17 protein-coding genes are annotated in these 14,662 nt (G+C 69.1%); 3 read left to right on the forward strand and 14 right to left on the reverse strand.

Features of this window, described 5'->3' with window-relative positions; translation table 11 throughout:
• Positions 1 to 35: 35 nt before the first annotated feature.
• The 4 genes from BHE75_RS02250 to BHE75_RS02265 are packed head-to-tail and all read right to left on the reverse strand — an operon-like array spanning position 36 to position 3,317.
• A complete protein-coding gene (locus BHE75_RS02250; protein ID WP_438830580.1) occupies positions 36 to 1,208 on the reverse strand; it encodes a GNAT family N-acetyltransferase in 1,173 nt (390 codons plus the stop codon).
• Positions 1,171 to 1,941: a glycerophosphodiester phosphodiesterase family protein gene (locus BHE75_RS02255; RefSeq protein WP_070932088.1), complete on the reverse strand. Its 771-nt coding sequence runs from the start codon at positions 1,939 to 1,941 to the stop codon at positions 1,171 to 1,173. The genes BHE75_RS02250 and BHE75_RS02255 overlap by 38 nt, the downstream gene beginning before the upstream one ends.
• Positions 1,913 to 2,380: a RidA family protein gene (locus tag BHE75_RS02260; protein WP_070932090.1), complete on the reverse strand. Its 468-nt coding sequence runs from the start codon at positions 2,378 to 2,380 to the stop codon at positions 1,913 to 1,915. Before BHE75_RS02260 ends, BHE75_RS02255 begins: the two co-directional genes overlap by 29 nt.
• A 31-nt stretch (positions 2,381 to 2,411) precedes the next feature.
• Positions 2,412 to 3,317 carry a DMT family transporter gene (locus BHE75_RS02265; RefSeq protein ID WP_070935390.1) on the reverse strand — a complete coding sequence of 302 codons (906 nt, stop codon included), beginning with the start codon at positions 3,315 to 3,317 and terminating at the stop codon, positions 2,412 to 2,414.
• Between the two features lie 130 nt (positions 3,318 to 3,447).
• Between BHE75_RS02265 and BHE75_RS02270 the strand changes: the two genes are divergently transcribed.
• Positions 3,448 to 4,107: a phytanoyl-CoA dioxygenase family protein gene (locus BHE75_RS02270; protein ID WP_254684338.1), complete on the forward strand. Its 660-nt coding sequence runs from the start codon at positions 3,448 to 3,450 to the stop codon at positions 4,105 to 4,107.
• A 15-nt stretch (positions 4,108 to 4,122) separates the two neighbouring features.
• Here BHE75_RS02270 and BHE75_RS25160 read toward each other — a convergent pair whose 3' ends face one another.
• Genes BHE75_RS25160 through BHE75_RS02285 form a run of 3 tightly spaced genes read right to left on the reverse strand, consistent with a single transcriptional unit; the run spans position 4,123 to position 5,933 of the window.
• The gene (locus BHE75_RS25160; RefSeq protein ID WP_070932094.1) at positions 4,123 to 5,007 is read right to left on the reverse strand and encodes an alpha/beta hydrolase; all 885 of its coding nucleotides are present in this window, start codon (positions 5,005 to 5,007) and stop codon (positions 4,123 to 4,125) included.
• 36 nt (positions 5,008 to 5,043) lie between these two features.
• Positions 5,044 to 5,667, reverse strand: a complete 624-nt coding sequence (locus BHE75_RS02280; RefSeq protein WP_070932096.1) for a hypothetical protein — start codon at positions 5,665 to 5,667, stop codon at positions 5,044 to 5,046.
• Entirely contained in the window at positions 5,664 to 5,933 is a 270-nt protein-coding gene (locus BHE75_RS02285) for a DUF3572 family protein (protein ID WP_070932098.1), read from the reverse strand. The genes BHE75_RS02280 and BHE75_RS02285 overlap by 4 nt, the downstream gene beginning before the upstream one ends.
• A 41-nt stretch (positions 5,934 to 5,974) precedes the next feature.
• On the opposite strand from BHE75_RS02285, the gene BHE75_RS02290 reads away from it, so the two are divergent.
• Positions 5,975 to 6,337, forward strand: a complete 363-nt coding sequence (locus tag BHE75_RS02290) for a response regulator (RefSeq protein ID WP_015459130.1) — start codon at positions 5,975 to 5,977, stop codon at positions 6,335 to 6,337.
• A 126-nt stretch (positions 6,338 to 6,463) separates the two neighbouring features.
• Here the strand turns inward: BHE75_RS02290 and rpmG are convergent, their stop codons facing one another.
• On the reverse strand, positions 6,464 to 6,631 hold the full coding sequence (gene rpmG, locus BHE75_RS02295; RefSeq protein WP_015459131.1) for a 50S ribosomal protein L33: 168 nt from the start codon (positions 6,629 to 6,631) through the stop codon (positions 6,464 to 6,466).
• Between the two features lie 209 nt (positions 6,632 to 6,840).
• On the opposite strand from rpmG, the gene BHE75_RS02300 reads away from it, so the two are divergent.
• Positions 6,841 to 7,116, forward strand: a complete 276-nt coding sequence (locus BHE75_RS02300) for a hypothetical protein (protein WP_139181607.1) — start codon at positions 6,841 to 6,843, stop codon at positions 7,114 to 7,116.
• A 16-nt stretch (positions 7,117 to 7,132) separates the two neighbouring features.
• Here the strand turns inward: BHE75_RS02300 and BHE75_RS02305 are convergent, their stop codons facing one another.
• The 6 genes from BHE75_RS02305 to manD are packed head-to-tail and all read right to left on the reverse strand — an operon-like array spanning position 7,133 to position 14,658.
• Positions 7,133 to 8,032 (reverse strand): polysaccharide deacetylase family protein, encoded by a 900-nt coding sequence (locus BHE75_RS02305; RefSeq protein ID WP_070932102.1) that lies wholly within the window; start codon positions 8,030 to 8,032, stop codon positions 7,133 to 7,135.
• A complete protein-coding gene (locus tag BHE75_RS02310; RefSeq protein ID WP_070932104.1) occupies positions 8,029 to 9,255 on the reverse strand; it encodes an SGNH/GDSL hydrolase family protein in 1,227 nt (408 codons plus the stop codon). The genes BHE75_RS02305 and BHE75_RS02310 overlap by 4 nt, the downstream gene beginning before the upstream one ends.
• A 4-nt stretch (positions 9,256 to 9,259) precedes the next feature.
• Complete coding sequence (locus BHE75_RS02315; protein ID WP_070932105.1) at positions 9,260 to 10,741, reverse strand: mannitol dehydrogenase family protein; 1,482 nt, start codon at positions 10,739 to 10,741, stop codon at positions 9,260 to 9,262.
• Complete coding sequence (gene uxaC, locus BHE75_RS02320; RefSeq protein ID WP_070932107.1) at positions 10,738 to 12,153, reverse strand: glucuronate isomerase; 1,416 nt, start codon at positions 12,151 to 12,153, stop codon at positions 10,738 to 10,740. The genes BHE75_RS02315 and uxaC overlap by 4 nt, the downstream gene beginning before the upstream one ends.
• A gap of 1 nt (position 12,154) precedes the next feature.
• Positions 12,155 to 13,450: an MFS transporter gene (locus BHE75_RS02325; RefSeq protein WP_015459137.1), complete on the reverse strand. Its 1,296-nt coding sequence runs from the start codon at positions 13,448 to 13,450 to the stop codon at positions 12,155 to 12,157.
• A complete protein-coding gene (gene manD / locus BHE75_RS02330) occupies positions 13,447 to 14,658 on the reverse strand; it encodes a D-mannonate dehydratase ManD (RefSeq protein WP_070932109.1) in 1,212 nt (403 codons plus the stop codon). Before manD ends, BHE75_RS02325 begins: the two co-directional genes overlap by 4 nt.
• Between the last annotated feature and the right edge of the window lie 4 nt (positions 14,659 to 14,662).

Genomic DNA, 14,662 nt, shown 5'->3' on the forward strand with positions numbered 1-14,662 from the left:
CCGCCCTTAGCCGCAAGAGATGACGAATTGAAACGTCAGCTCCGCCTGAACGGCCCCATTTCGGCGAGCATTTCGATCTCGTCGTCAACGGCCCGGCGCTCGGCGGCCAGATAGTCGGCCACGGCGCGGCGGAAGCCGGGATCGGGAATGAAATGGGCGGACCAGGTGGCGACCGGCTCATAACCGCGCGCCAGCTTGTGCTCGCCCTGCGCGCCGGCTTCCACCCGGGCGAGGCCGCGGGCGATGGCGGCATCGATCGCCTGATAGTAGCAGAGCTCGAAATGGAGGAAGGGCACCTCCTCCGTCGCGCCCCAATAGCGGCCGTAGAGCGTGTCCCCGCCGATCAGGTTGAGCGCGCCGGCGATCGGCCGGCCATCGCGCAGCGCCAGCATCAGCAGCACCCTGTCCGCCATCCGCTCGCCCAGCGTGGAGAAGAAAGCGCGGGTGAGATAGGGGCGGCCCCATTTGCGGGCGCCGGTATCCTGATAGAAGGCCCAGAAGGCGTCCCAATGCGCCTCGGTAAGATCGCCGCCGGAAAGATGGACGATATCCAGCCCCGCGACGGCGGCGGCGCGTTCCTTGCGGATCGCCTTGCGCTTGCGGCTGGCCAGCGCGTCCAGGAAATCGTCGAAGCAGCCATAACCCTGGTTGGCCCAGTGGAACTGGCGGTCCGACCGGATCAGCCAGCCGGCGGCCTCGAACAGCGGCACCTGATCGGGCGCGACGAAGGTGGCGTGCGCCGACGACAGGCCGTTCTGGCGGACGACGGTTTCGATTGCGGCGATCAGCGCCGGGGCGGCGGCCGCGTCGCCATCGCGCAGCAGCAGGCGGGGGCCGGGCACGGGGCTGAAGGGCGCCGCGATCTGGAGCTTGGGGTAATAACGCCCGCCGGCCCGTTCCCAGGCATCCGCCCAGGCATGGTCGAACACATATTCGCCCTGGCTGTGGCTCTTGCCATAGGCCGGGGCGATCGCGGCGGGGCGCCCGTCCGCGCCGTCCACGATGATCGGCAGGGGCTGCCAGCCGGTGCGTGGGCCTACGCTGCCCGAATCCTCCAGCGCGGAAAGGAAGGCGTGCGACACGAAGGGATTGCCCGTGCCGGCGCAGGCATCCCAATCGGCGGCGGGAACGGCCGAGACGCCATCGGCCATGCGCGCGACGATATCGCGATCAGCCAAGGGGATGCTCGTGGATCGGGGCGTCGGCATGCGCGGCGACGGTCGCTTCGTCGGCGTCGGTCCGCACCGTCCAGCTCAGCACCGGAATGCCCCGGCGGCGCTGGGCGGCGGCGAAGGGGGAGGGCAGATCGCGCACGTCATAGGCGAGGAAATCGGGACGCGCCCGCCAGAGCGCAAGATGGCGGCGCAGGCGGCCCGGCAGGTTCCGGTCCTTCTCCTCCGTCACCACCAGCCCGCGCACGACGGTCGGCGCATGGATGGAGAACCAGCGGGCGACTTCGGGGTTGAAGGACATCACGGCAACCGCGCCGGAATAGCCCGCAAGCGCATCGCGGACGGCCGCGCAGAGGCGCGCCGGCCGGCGGTGGCGGCTCTTGACCTCGATCAGCAGCGGGACCCGGCCGGCGATGAGGCGGAGGATTTCTGCGAGTGTCGGCAGCGTCTCGCCATCGCTCCCTGCGAGCGCGATCCGGCCGAGTGCTGCGGCATCGAGATTTGCCAGCGCGCCCGATCGGCCGGTCAGCCTGTCCAGCGTGGCATCGTGGAAGACGATGGCCTGGCCGTCCGCCGATTGCTGGACATCGAGTTCGATCCCGTCGCCATGGGCGATGGCGGCGGTAAAGGCCGCGCGGCTGTTCTCCACCCGGCCGCGCCCATGGAGGCCACGATGGGCGAAGCGGCGGCCTTTCAGGAAGGCGATCCGCTCCGCCGCGGGCGCCGGCGCGAACAGCGCGTCAGGCAGGCCGGACGGCAACGACCGCATCGACCTCGACGCAGGCGCCGAGCGGCAGCACCGGCACGCCGACGGCCGAACGGGCATGGCGGCCGGCATCGCCGAACACGGCGGCCATCAGTTCCGACGCGCCGTTGGCGACCTTGGGCTGATCGGTGAAATCGCCGGTGGAGGAGATGAAGGCGCCGAGCTTGACGATCCGTTCGACGCGATCCAGATCGCCGCCCAGCGCCGCCTTGATCTGCGCGATCAGCATCAGCCCGCAGCGTTCGGCGGCGGCGCGGCCGCCCTCCACGTCGACATCCTCGCCGAGCCGGCCGGTCATCAGCGATCCGTCCGCGCGGAACGGCAATTGGCCGGAGATGTGGAGAAGCCCGTTCGCCTCGACCGCCGGCACATAAGCGGCGACGGGGGCGGCGGGCTGGGGAAGGGTGAGGCCGAGTTCGGCGATGCGCGCTTCGATGCTCATGCCCGCCTCTTCCGCCGCCGGGCGCGTTGCGTCAAGGGGCGGGGCGCCGCTGGAGCAGCGCCGTCATGGCGATGCCGCCCAGGATCAGCGCCATGCCGGCGAGGTGATAGCCGTGCAGCGGCTCGTCCAGCAGCGCGGCGGCAAGGCCGGCGCCGAACAGCGGCATCAGGCTGATCGTCTGCCCCGCCCGGCCGGCGCCGATCATCTCGACAGCGGAATTGAACAGATAATAAGCGATCAGCGACGGCAGGATCGCGACATAGGCGAAGGCCCCGATCACCGCCGGGTGCCAGTGGATCGGCGGGGCGGCATGCCATTCCCACACCGCCAGCGGCAGCATCGCCAGCGCCGCGATCAGGAAGGTGGCGAAGAGGAAGCTCGCCTGGCTGATCGCCGGCCGGATGCGCAGCAGGCTGGTATAGATCGACCAGGCGAGCACCGCGCCCAGGATCAGGATATCGCCCTTGCCCAGCCGGAACCCGGCCAGCACGCCGAGATCGGCATGGGTGACGACCAGCAGCACCCCGATCGTCGACAAGGTGACGCCGGCCACCTGCCACCCGCCGGCCCGGTCGCGGAAGAACAATGCATTGCAGACGAGCACCAGCGCCGGCGTCGCGGCTTGCAGCAGCAGGCCGTTGGTCGCGGTGGTGTGGTGCAGGCCCCAGTAAAGCAGCCCGTTGAAGCCGGAGACGCCGATCAGCCCCAATGCCAGCACCGGCTTCCATCCCGCGATCAGCGCCGCCTTGTCCCGCACCAGCCCCCGCCAGGCGATCGGCAGCAGGATGACGAGCGCCCCCGTCCAGCGAACGAAGGCGAGGGTGAAGGGCGGAATATCATCCCTGACCGCGCGGCCGACGATGGAATTGCCCGCCCAGAACAGCATGACGAAGGCCAGCATGGCATAAGCGCGAAGGGCGGGAGAACGCTCGGTCATATCGATTGCGTAGCGGGAGAAAGGGCGCGGAGCCAGCGGGTTGGCGCGGAATCGATCCATCGGCATTGCGCCCCGGCCTATGGCCCTTCTACCAAGGGCAATGGCTTTGCTTGTCGATGGCAGCGCGGACATGCGCCTGGAGCGAGACGGCGCGCAGTTATTCCCCGAAGCGGCGTGCGGCGATCTGGCGGCACTTCGCGCTGTTCTTGGCCGGATGCCTGCGGACCATGCGGGACTGCGCCTGAACGGTATCGCGGCGCTTTCGCCCTTCCTGTCCGCCGGCGGATCGATCGGTTCGGTTGCGGCCGGCCATCTGGGCCGGGCCAGCCGCCCGGTGAGGGCCATTCTTTTCGACAAGTCTCCGGCCATGAACTGGGCGCTGGGATGGCATCAGGATCGGACGATCTGCGTCGCCGAACGCCGTGACGTGCCCGGCTTCGGCCCCTGGACCGTGAAGCGGGGCATGCATCATGTGGCGCCGCCGCCATCGTTGCTGGCCGGGATGGTCACCTTGCGCGTCCATCTGGACGACGTGCCGGAAACCAATGCGCCGCTTTTGGTCGCGCCGGGATCGCACCGGTTGGGCAAGCTGCTGGAAGCCGATATCGCGGGAGTGGTGAAAGCCTGCGGCATTCGCGCCTGCCTGGCGGATGCCGGTGACGTCTGGCTCTATTCGACTCCCATATTGCATGCGTCGGACGCGGCGACGCACCCCGGCCGGCGGCGGGTGCTGCAGGTCGACTATGCCGCCGTGGACCTGCCGGGCGGCCTGCAATGGCTGGGCGTTTGACCGATCTTTCCCGATCTATCGCCCCCGGTGCCGGGTGAGGCAGGCAGGGGTCCGGGCGGGGGGATGATCGGTGAGGCGCCAGCCTTCGGGGAGGGTGGCCGGGAGGGCGGCGAGGCGGTCTTCGGCGATGAGGCGGATCGTGTCGGCGATGGCGGGGCCGAGGACGGGCATGTTCGGCTTGTGGGTGGCGCCCGGCATGGTGACGAGGAGCGCGCGGTTGCAGGCGGCGGCCAGCAGGCTTTGCGCCTGGGGCAGGGGGACGACATCGTCCGCCGTGCCGTGGAAGATCACCACCGGCGGGGCGACGGCGGCGATGGCTTCGCGATTGTCCCAGCGATCGACCAGGAAAGGGCGGGCATAATCGGGCGCGACCTCGCCCAGCGCGGCGAAGGGCTCGATCAGGACGACACCGGCTACCGGCGCGCGGGTGGCCAGTTCGAGCGCGACCGCGCCGCCGAGCGAATGGCCGACCAGGAAGATGCGGGCGTCCGCGCCGTGGAGTTGCCGGGCGAGCGCGATGAAGGCCGCGCCGTCCCTCAGCAGCCCTTCGCGTGAGGGTGAGCCCGGATTGCCCGCGAAGCCGCGATAGGAGGCGACGAGGACGGCCGGCCCCTTGCCCACGAGATATTGGGCGTATTTGGCGCCCACGCCCTGATGCGCCCGGCGACCATGGAAGAAGAGGATGACGTCATGGCTGCCCGGCTTTCCCGCCCACTGGAAGCCCTGGAGGGCGATGCCGTCGGCGGTGGTGGCGCGGACTTCCGCCGGCGGCGATTTCGTCCAGTCGGTGATCGCGACGATGTCCGTGCGGGGCTTGTAGAGATTCTGCCGGACGAAGCCCGCGCAGCCGCCGAAGGCGAGCAGCGCGGTGAGGAGGAGAAGGCGGAGGCCGGTCCGCACGGGCGCCCCCCGCTTCCGCCGCCGCCTCGCGCGGCCTCAGGCGGCGGCCCGGGCCGCCAGCCGATCCAGCACCCAGGTCTTGGCGGACACCCAGTCGTCGATGCGGGCATGGGCGTGCGGGGCGGCCGGGATATGGGGCGCCATGCGGGGTTCGGCGACGAGGTGGAGGCGCCATACGTCCGGCGCGTGCTTCGCGACCGATTCGTGATGGACGGCAAGATCGTCCACGAACACCGTGGCGCCGGGGCGCAGTTCCTCGATCAGGCGGACGACCGGCCGGCCCTTGCCGCCGCTGTTGCAGAGCACGCGATGGCGGATGCCGAGCGATTCCAGATGGGCCATGCGGTGCGGGCGGCAATGTTCGCCGATATTGGTGAGGACGACGATGTCGGCATGCTCGGCGATCTCGCCCAGCGCCTCGATCGCATGCGGCACGGGCGTCTGCCGGTGCATCTCCGTCTGGAAGAAGGCGTCGAGCAGGGGCCACGCCTCCTCCGCGGGAACGGTCGAGCCGTCGGCGCGCCGGGTCATGGCGTTGAAGGTATCGTGCCGGTCTAGCGCGAAATCGATGCCGTGCGCCTCATCGAGCCAGGCGCCGAAATGGGAGGCCATGTGCAGCAGCACTTCATCGCAATCGGTGACGAGCAGGGGACGGTTCATGCTTCCATTTCCATGCGGGCGGCGATCAACGCCTGGGGTGGGACATCAAGGGCGGCGGCGCAGGCGATCAGATCCGGCTCATGCCCTTCGAGGAAGGCCAGGACGGCGGCGAGCAGCGCCCGATCGTGGATGCGGCGGCGCAGCTCATCCGGGCCGATGCCGGTGAGCGCCAGGAAGCGATCGGCCCGGTCCGGCTCGCCAAGCGTCCAGGCGAGCGCGTTGAGGGCGATCGCGGCGCGGTCATGATTTGTTTCCGGTCCCGGCATAGTTTACAATCGTCCGCGGGTGTAGCGTGGTGGGGCGGCCTGTGTCCAAGAAAGTGCTCGTTGTCGAGGACAACGAACTCAACCTCAAGCTGTTCTGCGATCTGCTGCGCGCGCATGATTATGTGGCGGAGCCGGTGCGGGACGGGCGCGAGGCCGTGGACGTGGCGCGCAGCTTCGGCCCGGACCTCATCATCATGGACATCCAGCTCCCCCATGTCAGCGGGATCGAGCTGATCGAGCAGCTGAAGGCGGATGATGGGCTGCGGACCATTCCGATCATGGCGGTGACCGCCTATGCCGGCAAGGGCGACGAGGATCGCATCCGCGCCGCCGGGGCGGAAGCCTATGTCTCCAAGCCGATTTCGGTGATCCGCTTCGTGGAGGCGGTGGAGGCACTGGTCTGAGGACCGGCGGACGATCGATGCGGGCCAGACGACCGAAGCCCGGCCCACGCGCCCGATCCGCGATCGGGGCATGGCCGGGCATCGAACGATCCGCAAGCGCAAGGCGGGGTGACCCCGCCCGCCGGCTTACTTGATCTTGGCTTCCTTGAATTCCACGTGCGCCCGCTTGACCGGGTCATACTTGCGGAAGCTCAGCTTCTCGGTCTGGGTGCGCGGATTCTTCTTGGTCACGTAGAAGAAGCCGGTGTCGGCCGTGCTGACGAGCTTGATCTTGACGGTGGTCGGCTTGGCCATGACCCTTTGATCCTTCGAATTCTGCTGCTGCGTGCCGGGTGGCACGAAAAAATAAGGCGACGTCACCGCCGCCTGATTCCATCGGCAGGGCCAATGCGGCAGGCGGAGCCGAAAGTCAAGCCGAAGGGCGCCAAAGCCCCGCGATGCGCCGTTTCGCTTAATCCAACGCTAATCCTGAACGGGCATGATGGCCGGCAGGAGGAAGAATCATGGCTTCGTTACGCCGAATCGAATCAGCGGCCACGGCCGGTGTCGAAGACGAGTTGAAGGCGCGCATCGCCCAGATCGACCGCGACATGCGGCTGCTATCCGTGGGCGAGCTGCGCCGCCGCGCGGATGCGATCGCCGAAGTGGCGCGCGCGAACGGCATGGAGCCGCTGGGCCGGCTGGCGGCCGATCTGGGCGATGCGCTGCAGCGTTCGGGGCGCGGCGCGGGCGTGCGATCCTGCCTGGACGGCATGCGCGCGGCGATGGGCGGGCGCTGAGCCGGCCGAAACGGCGTCAGAGGCAGAGCTTTTCGATCCCTTCCCCCGGATCGTCATGGACGGGGGGAGCGAGGCCCTGCCCCGTCATCCGGCCTTCGAGGCTGGCGGCGCGCGCCGGCAGGCGGGGATCGACGTCGCTGGCATAGGCCGGATCGCGTTCCGCCCGGTCGAGCGGCACGAAGCGGACATTCCGCGCCGCATAAAGCGCGAGCAGGCGCGGCAGCATATGCGCGTCGAACGCGCCCGCATGCATCAGCAGCACATAGGGTATGTCGCGGCCGTAGAGCGACTTCGCCATCGATCGGCTGCGGATGATCGCGGCATCGGCGGCGGCGAGGAAGCTGTGCTCGAGCGTGTCGATCGCGGCCTTGTCGCCCCTGGCCAGGCAGCGGGCATAAGGCGCGTTCCAGCGATAATCGCCGAAGCTCATCGTCACGGCGGCGATGCGGTAGCCGCGGGTGGCCAACAGGCGGCGGATGGCGGCGCGGTGCGCGGGCGTTCCGCCTTCCGCCAGATAAGGGAAGCGGAACCAGCGGCGCCCCGGCTTCACGCCCCATCGTTCCAGAAGCGGCTCGTTGCGCTCGATTTCCGTGGCGACGGCGGCGGCGTCGAGGGAATCGAGGCGGGCATGCGACCAGCCATGGTTGCCGAGCGGATATCCGGCGGCGCGCCAGGCGGCGAGCACCTTCTCCGTCGCCGGATCGCCTGCCGTGGCGGCGCCGTTGACGAAGCCATGGACGGCAGGCACGCGCGCCGCCTTCAGCGCGGCCAGGATGCGATCGGCGACGGCGNGCGGGGTTTCCCCGGCCGGCAAGGGCTGGTGGACGGGAAGATCATCGAAGGTGATCGCGATTTCCGGGCCGGGCGGTCGCGGTGCGGCGGCGGCCGCCAGCAGCAGCGCGGCCGTGATCGTCATCTGCCGAACAGGCCCAGCGGCACGGCATCGGCCATGGCGCGATAGCCCGCCGGCGAGGGGTGCAGGCCGTCGCCCGAATCATAATCGGCGCGCAGGCGATCGGGCCGGGTAGGATCGCGGGTCGCGGCGTCGAAATCCACCACGGCATCGAAATTGCCGGGCGTTCGGATCCAGGCGTTGATCGCCTGGCGATCGGCCTCGGCGCCGGCATCGGGATGATAATATTCCGATCCGCCATAAGGCAGGATCGTGGCGCCAATGGCCTTCACGCCCGCCGCCCGCGCGCGGGCGACGATCTGCGCATAGGTGGCGGTGATGCGGTGGACGAGATCGACGCGCTGGGCGGGCGTGGCCGGCGCCTCGCGCGTCAGCCCGCCGAGATCGTTCACGCCTTCGAGCAGGACCAGATAGCGTACGCCGGGCTGGGCGAGGACATCGCGATCGAAGCGCGCCAGCGCGTTGGGGCCGAGCCCGTCGATCAGCAGCCGGTTGCCGCCGATGCCGTGGTTCAGCACCGAGAGATGGCGCGTGGCCTGTGACGCCTGGAGGCGCTGCGCCAGGATATCCGGCCAGCGATCGTTGGCATTGGTGGTCGATCCGGCCCCGTCGGTGATCGAATCGCCGAGGGTGACGATGGCGGCCGATCCCTTTCCGGCGGCCACGTCGATACCGGCGATCTGATACCAGCGGTCGACCGTTTTGGCATCCGGCAGCTCCGCCGCGTCCACCTGGTCGCCATGGACGAGGTAGCTGGTGGTGCGCGATCCGGGATGGCCGGTCTGCTGCGCGGGCGGATCGGGCAGGTGGAAGCTGATCGCGACGCTGCCGAGCGGCGGCACGGCAAGATCGATGGGATCGGAGAGCCAGCTTGCGCCCGCCGGGACGATCACATCCTGCCGGCCGGCGAAGGTGACGACGCGGCCGCGCGCGGCATCGATCCGCGACGATTCGGGCCGGCCGGGGGCGACATGGACGCGGGAGAAGCGCAGCGGCGCCGTGCCGAAGGCGTTGGAGAGGCGGACGCGGATGGTCTTGCCGCCGGCCGAGAGGCGGACGATCTGCCGCAGCGTCGCATCGCGCAGATCGGCGGGGTCGAGCGCGTTGCGCGGCTCGGGTATCTGTTGCGACGCGGCCCAGCTTCCCACCCAGCGTGCCTCCTTCGAGATCGCGGGGGAGGCGGCGATGGCGAGAGCGAGGGCCAGCCCGGTCAGGAAGCGCTTCATGCGGTCACGGCCTTTCCTTGGAAAGCAGGGAGGCGATCGCCGCGCGCGATCCCGCCTCGCCGAGCAAGGCGAGATGGCGGGTCAGCGTGGCGCGGAAGCCGGCATCGCCCGCGAGCCGGGGCGGAAAGATCGCCTCGATCGCGAGCAGCGCCGCCACCCGATCGGCCGGGGATGCGGCACCGGCAAGCTTCGCCGCCGTCACCGCCGCCAGCGGATCGTCGACGGTGAAGATGGCGCCGCTGTCGTCGCGCCCGCCCTGCCAGCGCATCCATGCGGCCACGGCCAATGCGAGCGCCTCCACGGGCAGGCCGCGATCGAGCCGCGCCGCGATCGGGGCGAGCAGCCGTTGCGGCAGCTTCTGCGATCCGTCCATGGCGATCTGCCGCGTGCGATGCTGCAGCGAACTGTTGGCGAAACGCGCCATCAGCGCGGCGCGATAGGCCGGGATATCGAGGCCCGGCGGCGGGGACAGCGTGGCGGCCGCCTCATCCCACAGCGCCTTGACGAAGCCGCGCCCTTCGGCAAGGCCGACGAACTGGTGGACGAAATCCACGCCGGCCAGCCCGCCCAGATAGGCGATACCCGAATGCGCGCCGTTCAGCAGCCGCAGCTTCGCTTCCTCCCATGGCGCCACCGATCGGGTGATCTGGGCGCCGAACCGCTCGAAATCGGGCCGTTCGCCGGCGAACCGATCCTCGATCACCCATTGGGAGAAAGGCTCGGTCTTCACCATCGCCTGGTCCTCCAGCCCGGTGCGGGCGGCGAGAGCTGCGATATCCTCGTCCCGCGTGGCCGGCACGATGCGGTCGACCATGGTTTCCGGGAAGGCGCCATGCTGCGCGATCCAGTCGGCAAGGCTTGCGTCATACTGCGCAGCAATCGCCAGCACGGCGGCCTGCAGGCGGGAGCCGTTGTGCGGCAGATTGTCGCATGAAATGGCGGTGAAGGGCGCGAGGCCGGCCGCGCGGCGGCGGGCGAGGGCGGCGACGATGAAGCCGGGGGCGGTGCGCGGCGCGGCAAGATCGCGCAGATCGGCCGCGACATCGTCATCACCGGCCAGCAGCGCGCCGGTCGCGGGATCGAGCTTATAGCCCTTCTCGGTCACGGTAAGCGTGACGATGTGGACGCCCGGCGCGGACATCGCCGCCACCAGCGCGGCGGGATCGCGCGGCGCCACCTGCACCTCCCGGATCGCGCCGATCACCCGCACGTCCTCCGCCGCGCCATCGCGGACGACGAGCGAGTAGAGGCCGTCCTGCGGCGCCATCTGGTCGTGCACGGCAGGCGATCGCAGCGACGCGCCGATGATCCCCCAGCGAAGATCGCCAGCGGCCAGCGCCGCATCGAACAGCGCGGCCTGGTGCGCGCGGTGGAAGGCGCCGATGCCGATATGGACGACGCCGGTGGCGATCGCCCCGCGATCATAAGCCGGCCGCGCGATGCCGGGGGGAAACAGGTCGATGGTCGTCGCGGACAGGCGCGTCACAGCCTGTAGGCCTTCTTCACCAGATCATAGGTGAGGGCGCGGGCCAGCTCGTGCGCCTCATCCTCCTCCAGCCGATGCTCCGCCACCAGCCGGGCGAGAAAGCCGCAGTCCATCCGCCGCGCGACATCGTGCCGCGCCGGAATGGAAAGGAAGGCGCGGGTATCGTCGTTGAAGCCGACCGTGTTGTAGAAGCCGGCCGTCTCCGTCACCTGCTCGCGGAAGCGGCGCATGCCTTCGGGGCTGTCGTGGAACCACCAGGGCGGGCCGAGCCGCAGCGCCGGATAATGGCCGGCGAGCGGCGCCAGCTCGCGCGCATAGGCGGTCTCGTCCAGCGTGAAGAGGATGATGGTGAGATCGCGTTCGTTGCCGAACCGGTCCAGCAGCGGCTTCAGCGCCTCGACATAGCCGGTGGGCACCGGGATATCGGCGCCCTTGTCGCGCCCGAACCGGCCGAGCAGCGCCGGATTGTGGCTGCGGTGGACGCCGGGATGGATCTGCATGACCATGCCGTCCGCCACGCTCATCCGCGCCATTTCGGTGAGCATGTGGGCGCGGAACAGCTCCGCCTCGGCCGGCGTCACCGGGCCGGAACGCACGCGGGCATAGAGCGCCTCGATCTCGGCGGGGGGCAGGTCCGCCGTGCGGGCGCTCGGATGGCCGTGATCGGTGGAGGTGGCGCCCGCCGCGCGGAAGAAGGCGCGCCGGTTCTCGTGCGCGCGCAGATAGCCGGCGAAGGTGGAGATATCCTCGCCGGCCACCTCGCCGAAGCGGATCAGGTTGCCGGCAAAGCCCGGATGCTCCGGGTCCATCACCGGATCGGGGCGGTATGCGGTGACGACGCGGCCATGCCAGCCGCTTTCGCGGATCGCGCGATGATGCTCCAGCGGATCGAGCGGGCTTTCGGTGGTGGCGATCAGCTCGATCCCGAACCGGTCGAACAGGGCGCGCGGGCGGAAGGCGGGGGTGGGAAGCGCGGCCGCGATCACATCGTAATAATGATCGGCGGTGGCGGCCTCCAGCCGGATGTCGATGCCGAATATCTCGGCGAACACCCAGTCCAGCCACAGCCGCGAAGGCGTGCCGCGGAACAGGTGGTAATGGCTGGCGAACAGCCGCCAGATCGCGCGCGGATCGGTCTCGGTGGCGCTGCCGTCCACCGTGGGCACGCCCAGCGCCTCCAGCCCCACGCCCTGGCTGTAGAGCATGCGGAACACATAATGATCGGGCACGATCAGCAGCTCCGCCGGATCGGCGAAGGGCTGGTCGTAGGCGAACCAGGCCGGATCGGTATGGCCGTGCGGGCTGACGATCGGCAGGTCCTTCACGCCGGCATAAAGCGCGCGGGCGATGGCGCGGCTGCGTTCGTCGGCGGGGAAGAGGCGGTCGGGGTGGAGGCGCAGCGGATGGGTCATGTCAGGCCTGTCGGGCGGAAAGCTTGGTGGCAGGGGCATAATGCGGATTGATCAGGTGGACCACCAGCAGCGCCACCAGATAGGCCGATCCCGAAACGATGAAGATCGGCGTGTAGGTGCCGACCGTCTCCAGCACATAGCCGGCATATTTCGACATCAACATGCCGCCGGCCGCCCCGGCGAAGCCGCCGAGGCCGACGACGGTGCCCGCGGCCCAGCGCGGGAACAGATCGGCCGGCATCGAGAAGAGGTTGCTGGAAAAACCCTGATGGCCCGCGCAGGCCAGCCCGATCAGCGCCACGGCGATCCAGATCGATGGCGCATACATGGCGAAGGTGACGGGGGTGACGACGAGCGCGCAGGCGAGCATCGCCGTCTTGCGGGCGCGATTGGCGCTGATGCCGCGCCCCAGCAGCCGCGACGAATACCAGCCGCCCAGGATCGAGCCGACATCGGCGATGATGTAGATCGCGATCAGCGGGGGGCCGAAGCCCTTGAGATCGACGGCGTAGCGCTTGGAGAAGAAATCCGGCAGCCAGAACAGGAAGGTCCACCAGATCGGATCGATCAGGAAGCGGCCGGCCATATAGGCCCAGGCCTGCCGGCAGGCGAGCACCTGGCGGAAGCTGGCCTTGCCCTCGGTCTCGAACGGCTCCGCCTCGATATAGGCGATCTCCTCCCGCGTGATGCTCGGATGCTCGCGCGGGCGGCGGTAGAAGGCGATCCAGGCGCCGATCCAGATGAGGTTGAACAGGCCGGTGATGATGAAGGCCGATTGCCAGCCCATCGCCAGCGTGATGAGCGGCACGATCAGCGGCGTCACGATCGCGCCGACATTGGCGCCGGCGTTGAAGATGCCGATGGCCAGCGCGCGCTCCCGCTTGGGGAACCATTCGGCGGCGGCGGCGAGCGCGGCGGGATAGGTGCCGGATTCCCCCAGCGCCAGCGGGATGCGGGCAAGCGCGAAGCCGGTGGTGGTGGTGACGAGGGCGTGCGCCATATGGCCCGCCGTCCATACCGCCATCGCCAGCAGATAGCCCAGCTTGGCGCCGACCCGGTCGATCAGCCGCCCGAAGAAGAGGAAGCCGATGCCGTAGGCGGCCTGGAACCAGAAGACCACGTCGCCATAGCCGCTTTCGGACCAGCCATATTCCTGCTGCAGCGTGGGCTTCAGCACCGAAAGGACGAGGCGGTCGACATAGCTGAGCACCACCGCCGCGAAGAGCAGCGCGCAGATGATCCAGCGCACCTTGCCCTTGGGGGGCGGCGGAATGAGGGATTTGTCCACCGCGATCACCAGTTGGTCATGGTGCCGTCCTGGAGGCGGTTCACGGGGAGGTAGGCGCGCTTATATTCGTATCTGGCGGCCAGCTCCTCGTCGATGTCCACGCCCAGGCCCGGCTGGTCGCCGGGATGCATCAGGCCGTCGGCAAAGCCGTAGGCATGGGGGAAGACGGCATCGGTCTCGGCGGTGTNGCGCATATATTCCTGGATGCCGAAATTNGGCACCGACAGCCCGAAATGCAGCGCCGCCGCCATGCACACCGGCGACAGATCGGTCGCGCCATGGCAGCCGGTGCGGACATTGTGCAGGTCCGCGAAGCTCGCGATCCGCCTGAGATGGGTGAGCCCGCCGGCATGGACCACGGTGGCGCGGATATAGTCGATCAGCTGCTCCTCGATCAGCTGCTTGGCATCCCAGATCGAATTGAACACCTCGCCCACCGCCAGCGGCGTCGTGGTGTGCTGGCGGATCAGGCGGAAGTTCGCCTGGTTCTCGGCCGGGGTCGCATCCTCCAGCCAGAAGGGGCGATAAGGCTCCAGATCCTTGCCCAGCCGNCCCGCCTCGATCGGCGTCAGCCGGTGGTGGATGTCGTGGAGGAGATGCACGTCCCAGCCCAGCGCCTCGCGCGCGGCCTCGAACAGCGGCGGCACCGAACGGAGATATTTCTCGCTCGACCAGACATTCTCGGTCGGCAGGTCGGCATCGGCGGGCTCGTAGAAATAACGGTCCTTCGACACGCCATAAGTGGAGGTCAGCCCCGGCACCCCCGATTGCAGGCGGATCGCCTTATAGCCCTGCTCCTGATAATGGAGCGCATTGTCGATCGTCTCCTCGATCGTCCTGCCATTGGCGTGGCCATAGACCATCACGCCNTCGCGGCTCGCGCCGCCGAGCAGCTGGTAGACCGGAAGCCCGGCGATCTTGCCCTTGATGTCCCACAGCGCGGTATCGACCGCCGCGATCGCCGACATCGTCACCGGCCCGCGCCGCCAATAGGCGCCCTTGTAGAGGAACTGCCAGATATCCTCGATCCGGTGCGCATCCCGCCCGATCAGGCAGGGCGCGACATGATCGGCGAGGTAGGAGGCCACCGCCAGCTCGCGNCCGTTCAGGGTCGCNTCGCCCAGTCCATATATNCCCGCCTCCGTCTCGATCTTCAGCGTCACGAAATTGCGACCAGGGCTCGTCACGATAACCCGCGCAGCGGTGATCCTCGGCATCTCT

The sequence above is a fragment of the Edaphosphingomonas haloaromaticamans genome (genome assembly GCF_001853345.1).
In the GTDB taxonomy this organism is placed as follows: Bacteria; Pseudomonadota; Alphaproteobacteria; order Sphingomonadales; family Sphingomonadaceae; genus Sphingomonas_E; species Sphingomonas_E fennica.

Excerpts from the sequence above, each read along its gene's own strand:
- BHE75_RS02250 (WP_438830580.1), bottom strand. The coding sequence starts at position 1,208 with ATGCCGACGCCCCGATCCACGAGCATCCCCTTGGCTGATCGCGATATC.
- BHE75_RS02255 (WP_070932088.1), bottom strand. The coding sequence starts at position 1,941 with ATGCGGTCGTTGCCGTCCGGCCTGCCTGACGCGCTGTTCGCGCCGGCG.
- BHE75_RS02260 (WP_070932090.1), bottom strand. The coding sequence starts at position 2,380 with ATGAGCATCGAAGCGCGCATCGCCGAACTCGGCCTCACCCTTCCCCAG.
- BHE75_RS02265 (WP_070935390.1), bottom strand. The coding sequence starts at position 3,317 with ATGACCGAGCGTTCTCCCGCCCTTCGCGCTTATGCCATGCTGGCCTTC.
- BHE75_RS02270 (WP_254684338.1), top strand. The coding sequence starts at position 3,448 with ATGCGCCTGGAGCGAGACGGCGCGCAGTTATTCCCCGAAGCGGCGTGC.
- BHE75_RS02280 (WP_070932096.1), bottom strand. The coding sequence starts at position 5,667 with ATGAACCGTCCCCTGCTCGTCACCGATTGCGATGAAGTGCTGCTGCAC.
- BHE75_RS02285 (WP_070932098.1), bottom strand. The coding sequence starts at position 5,933 with ATGCCGGGACCGGAAACAAATCATGACCGCGCCGCGATCGCCCTCAAC.
- rpmG (WP_015459131.1), bottom strand. The coding sequence starts at position 6,631 with ATGGCCAAGCCGACCACCGTCAAGATCAAGCTCGTCAGCACGGCCGAC.
- BHE75_RS02300 (WP_139181607.1), top strand. The coding sequence starts at position 6,841 with ATGGCTTCGTTACGCCGAATCGAATCAGCGGCCACGGCCGGTGTCGAA.
- BHE75_RS02310 (WP_070932104.1), bottom strand. The coding sequence starts at position 9,255 with ATGAAGCGCTTCCTGACCGGGCTGGCCCTCGCTCTCGCCATCGCCGCC.
- uxaC (WP_070932107.1), bottom strand. The coding sequence starts at position 12,153 with ATGACCCATCCGCTGCGCCTCCACCCCGACCGCCTCTTCCCCGCCGAC.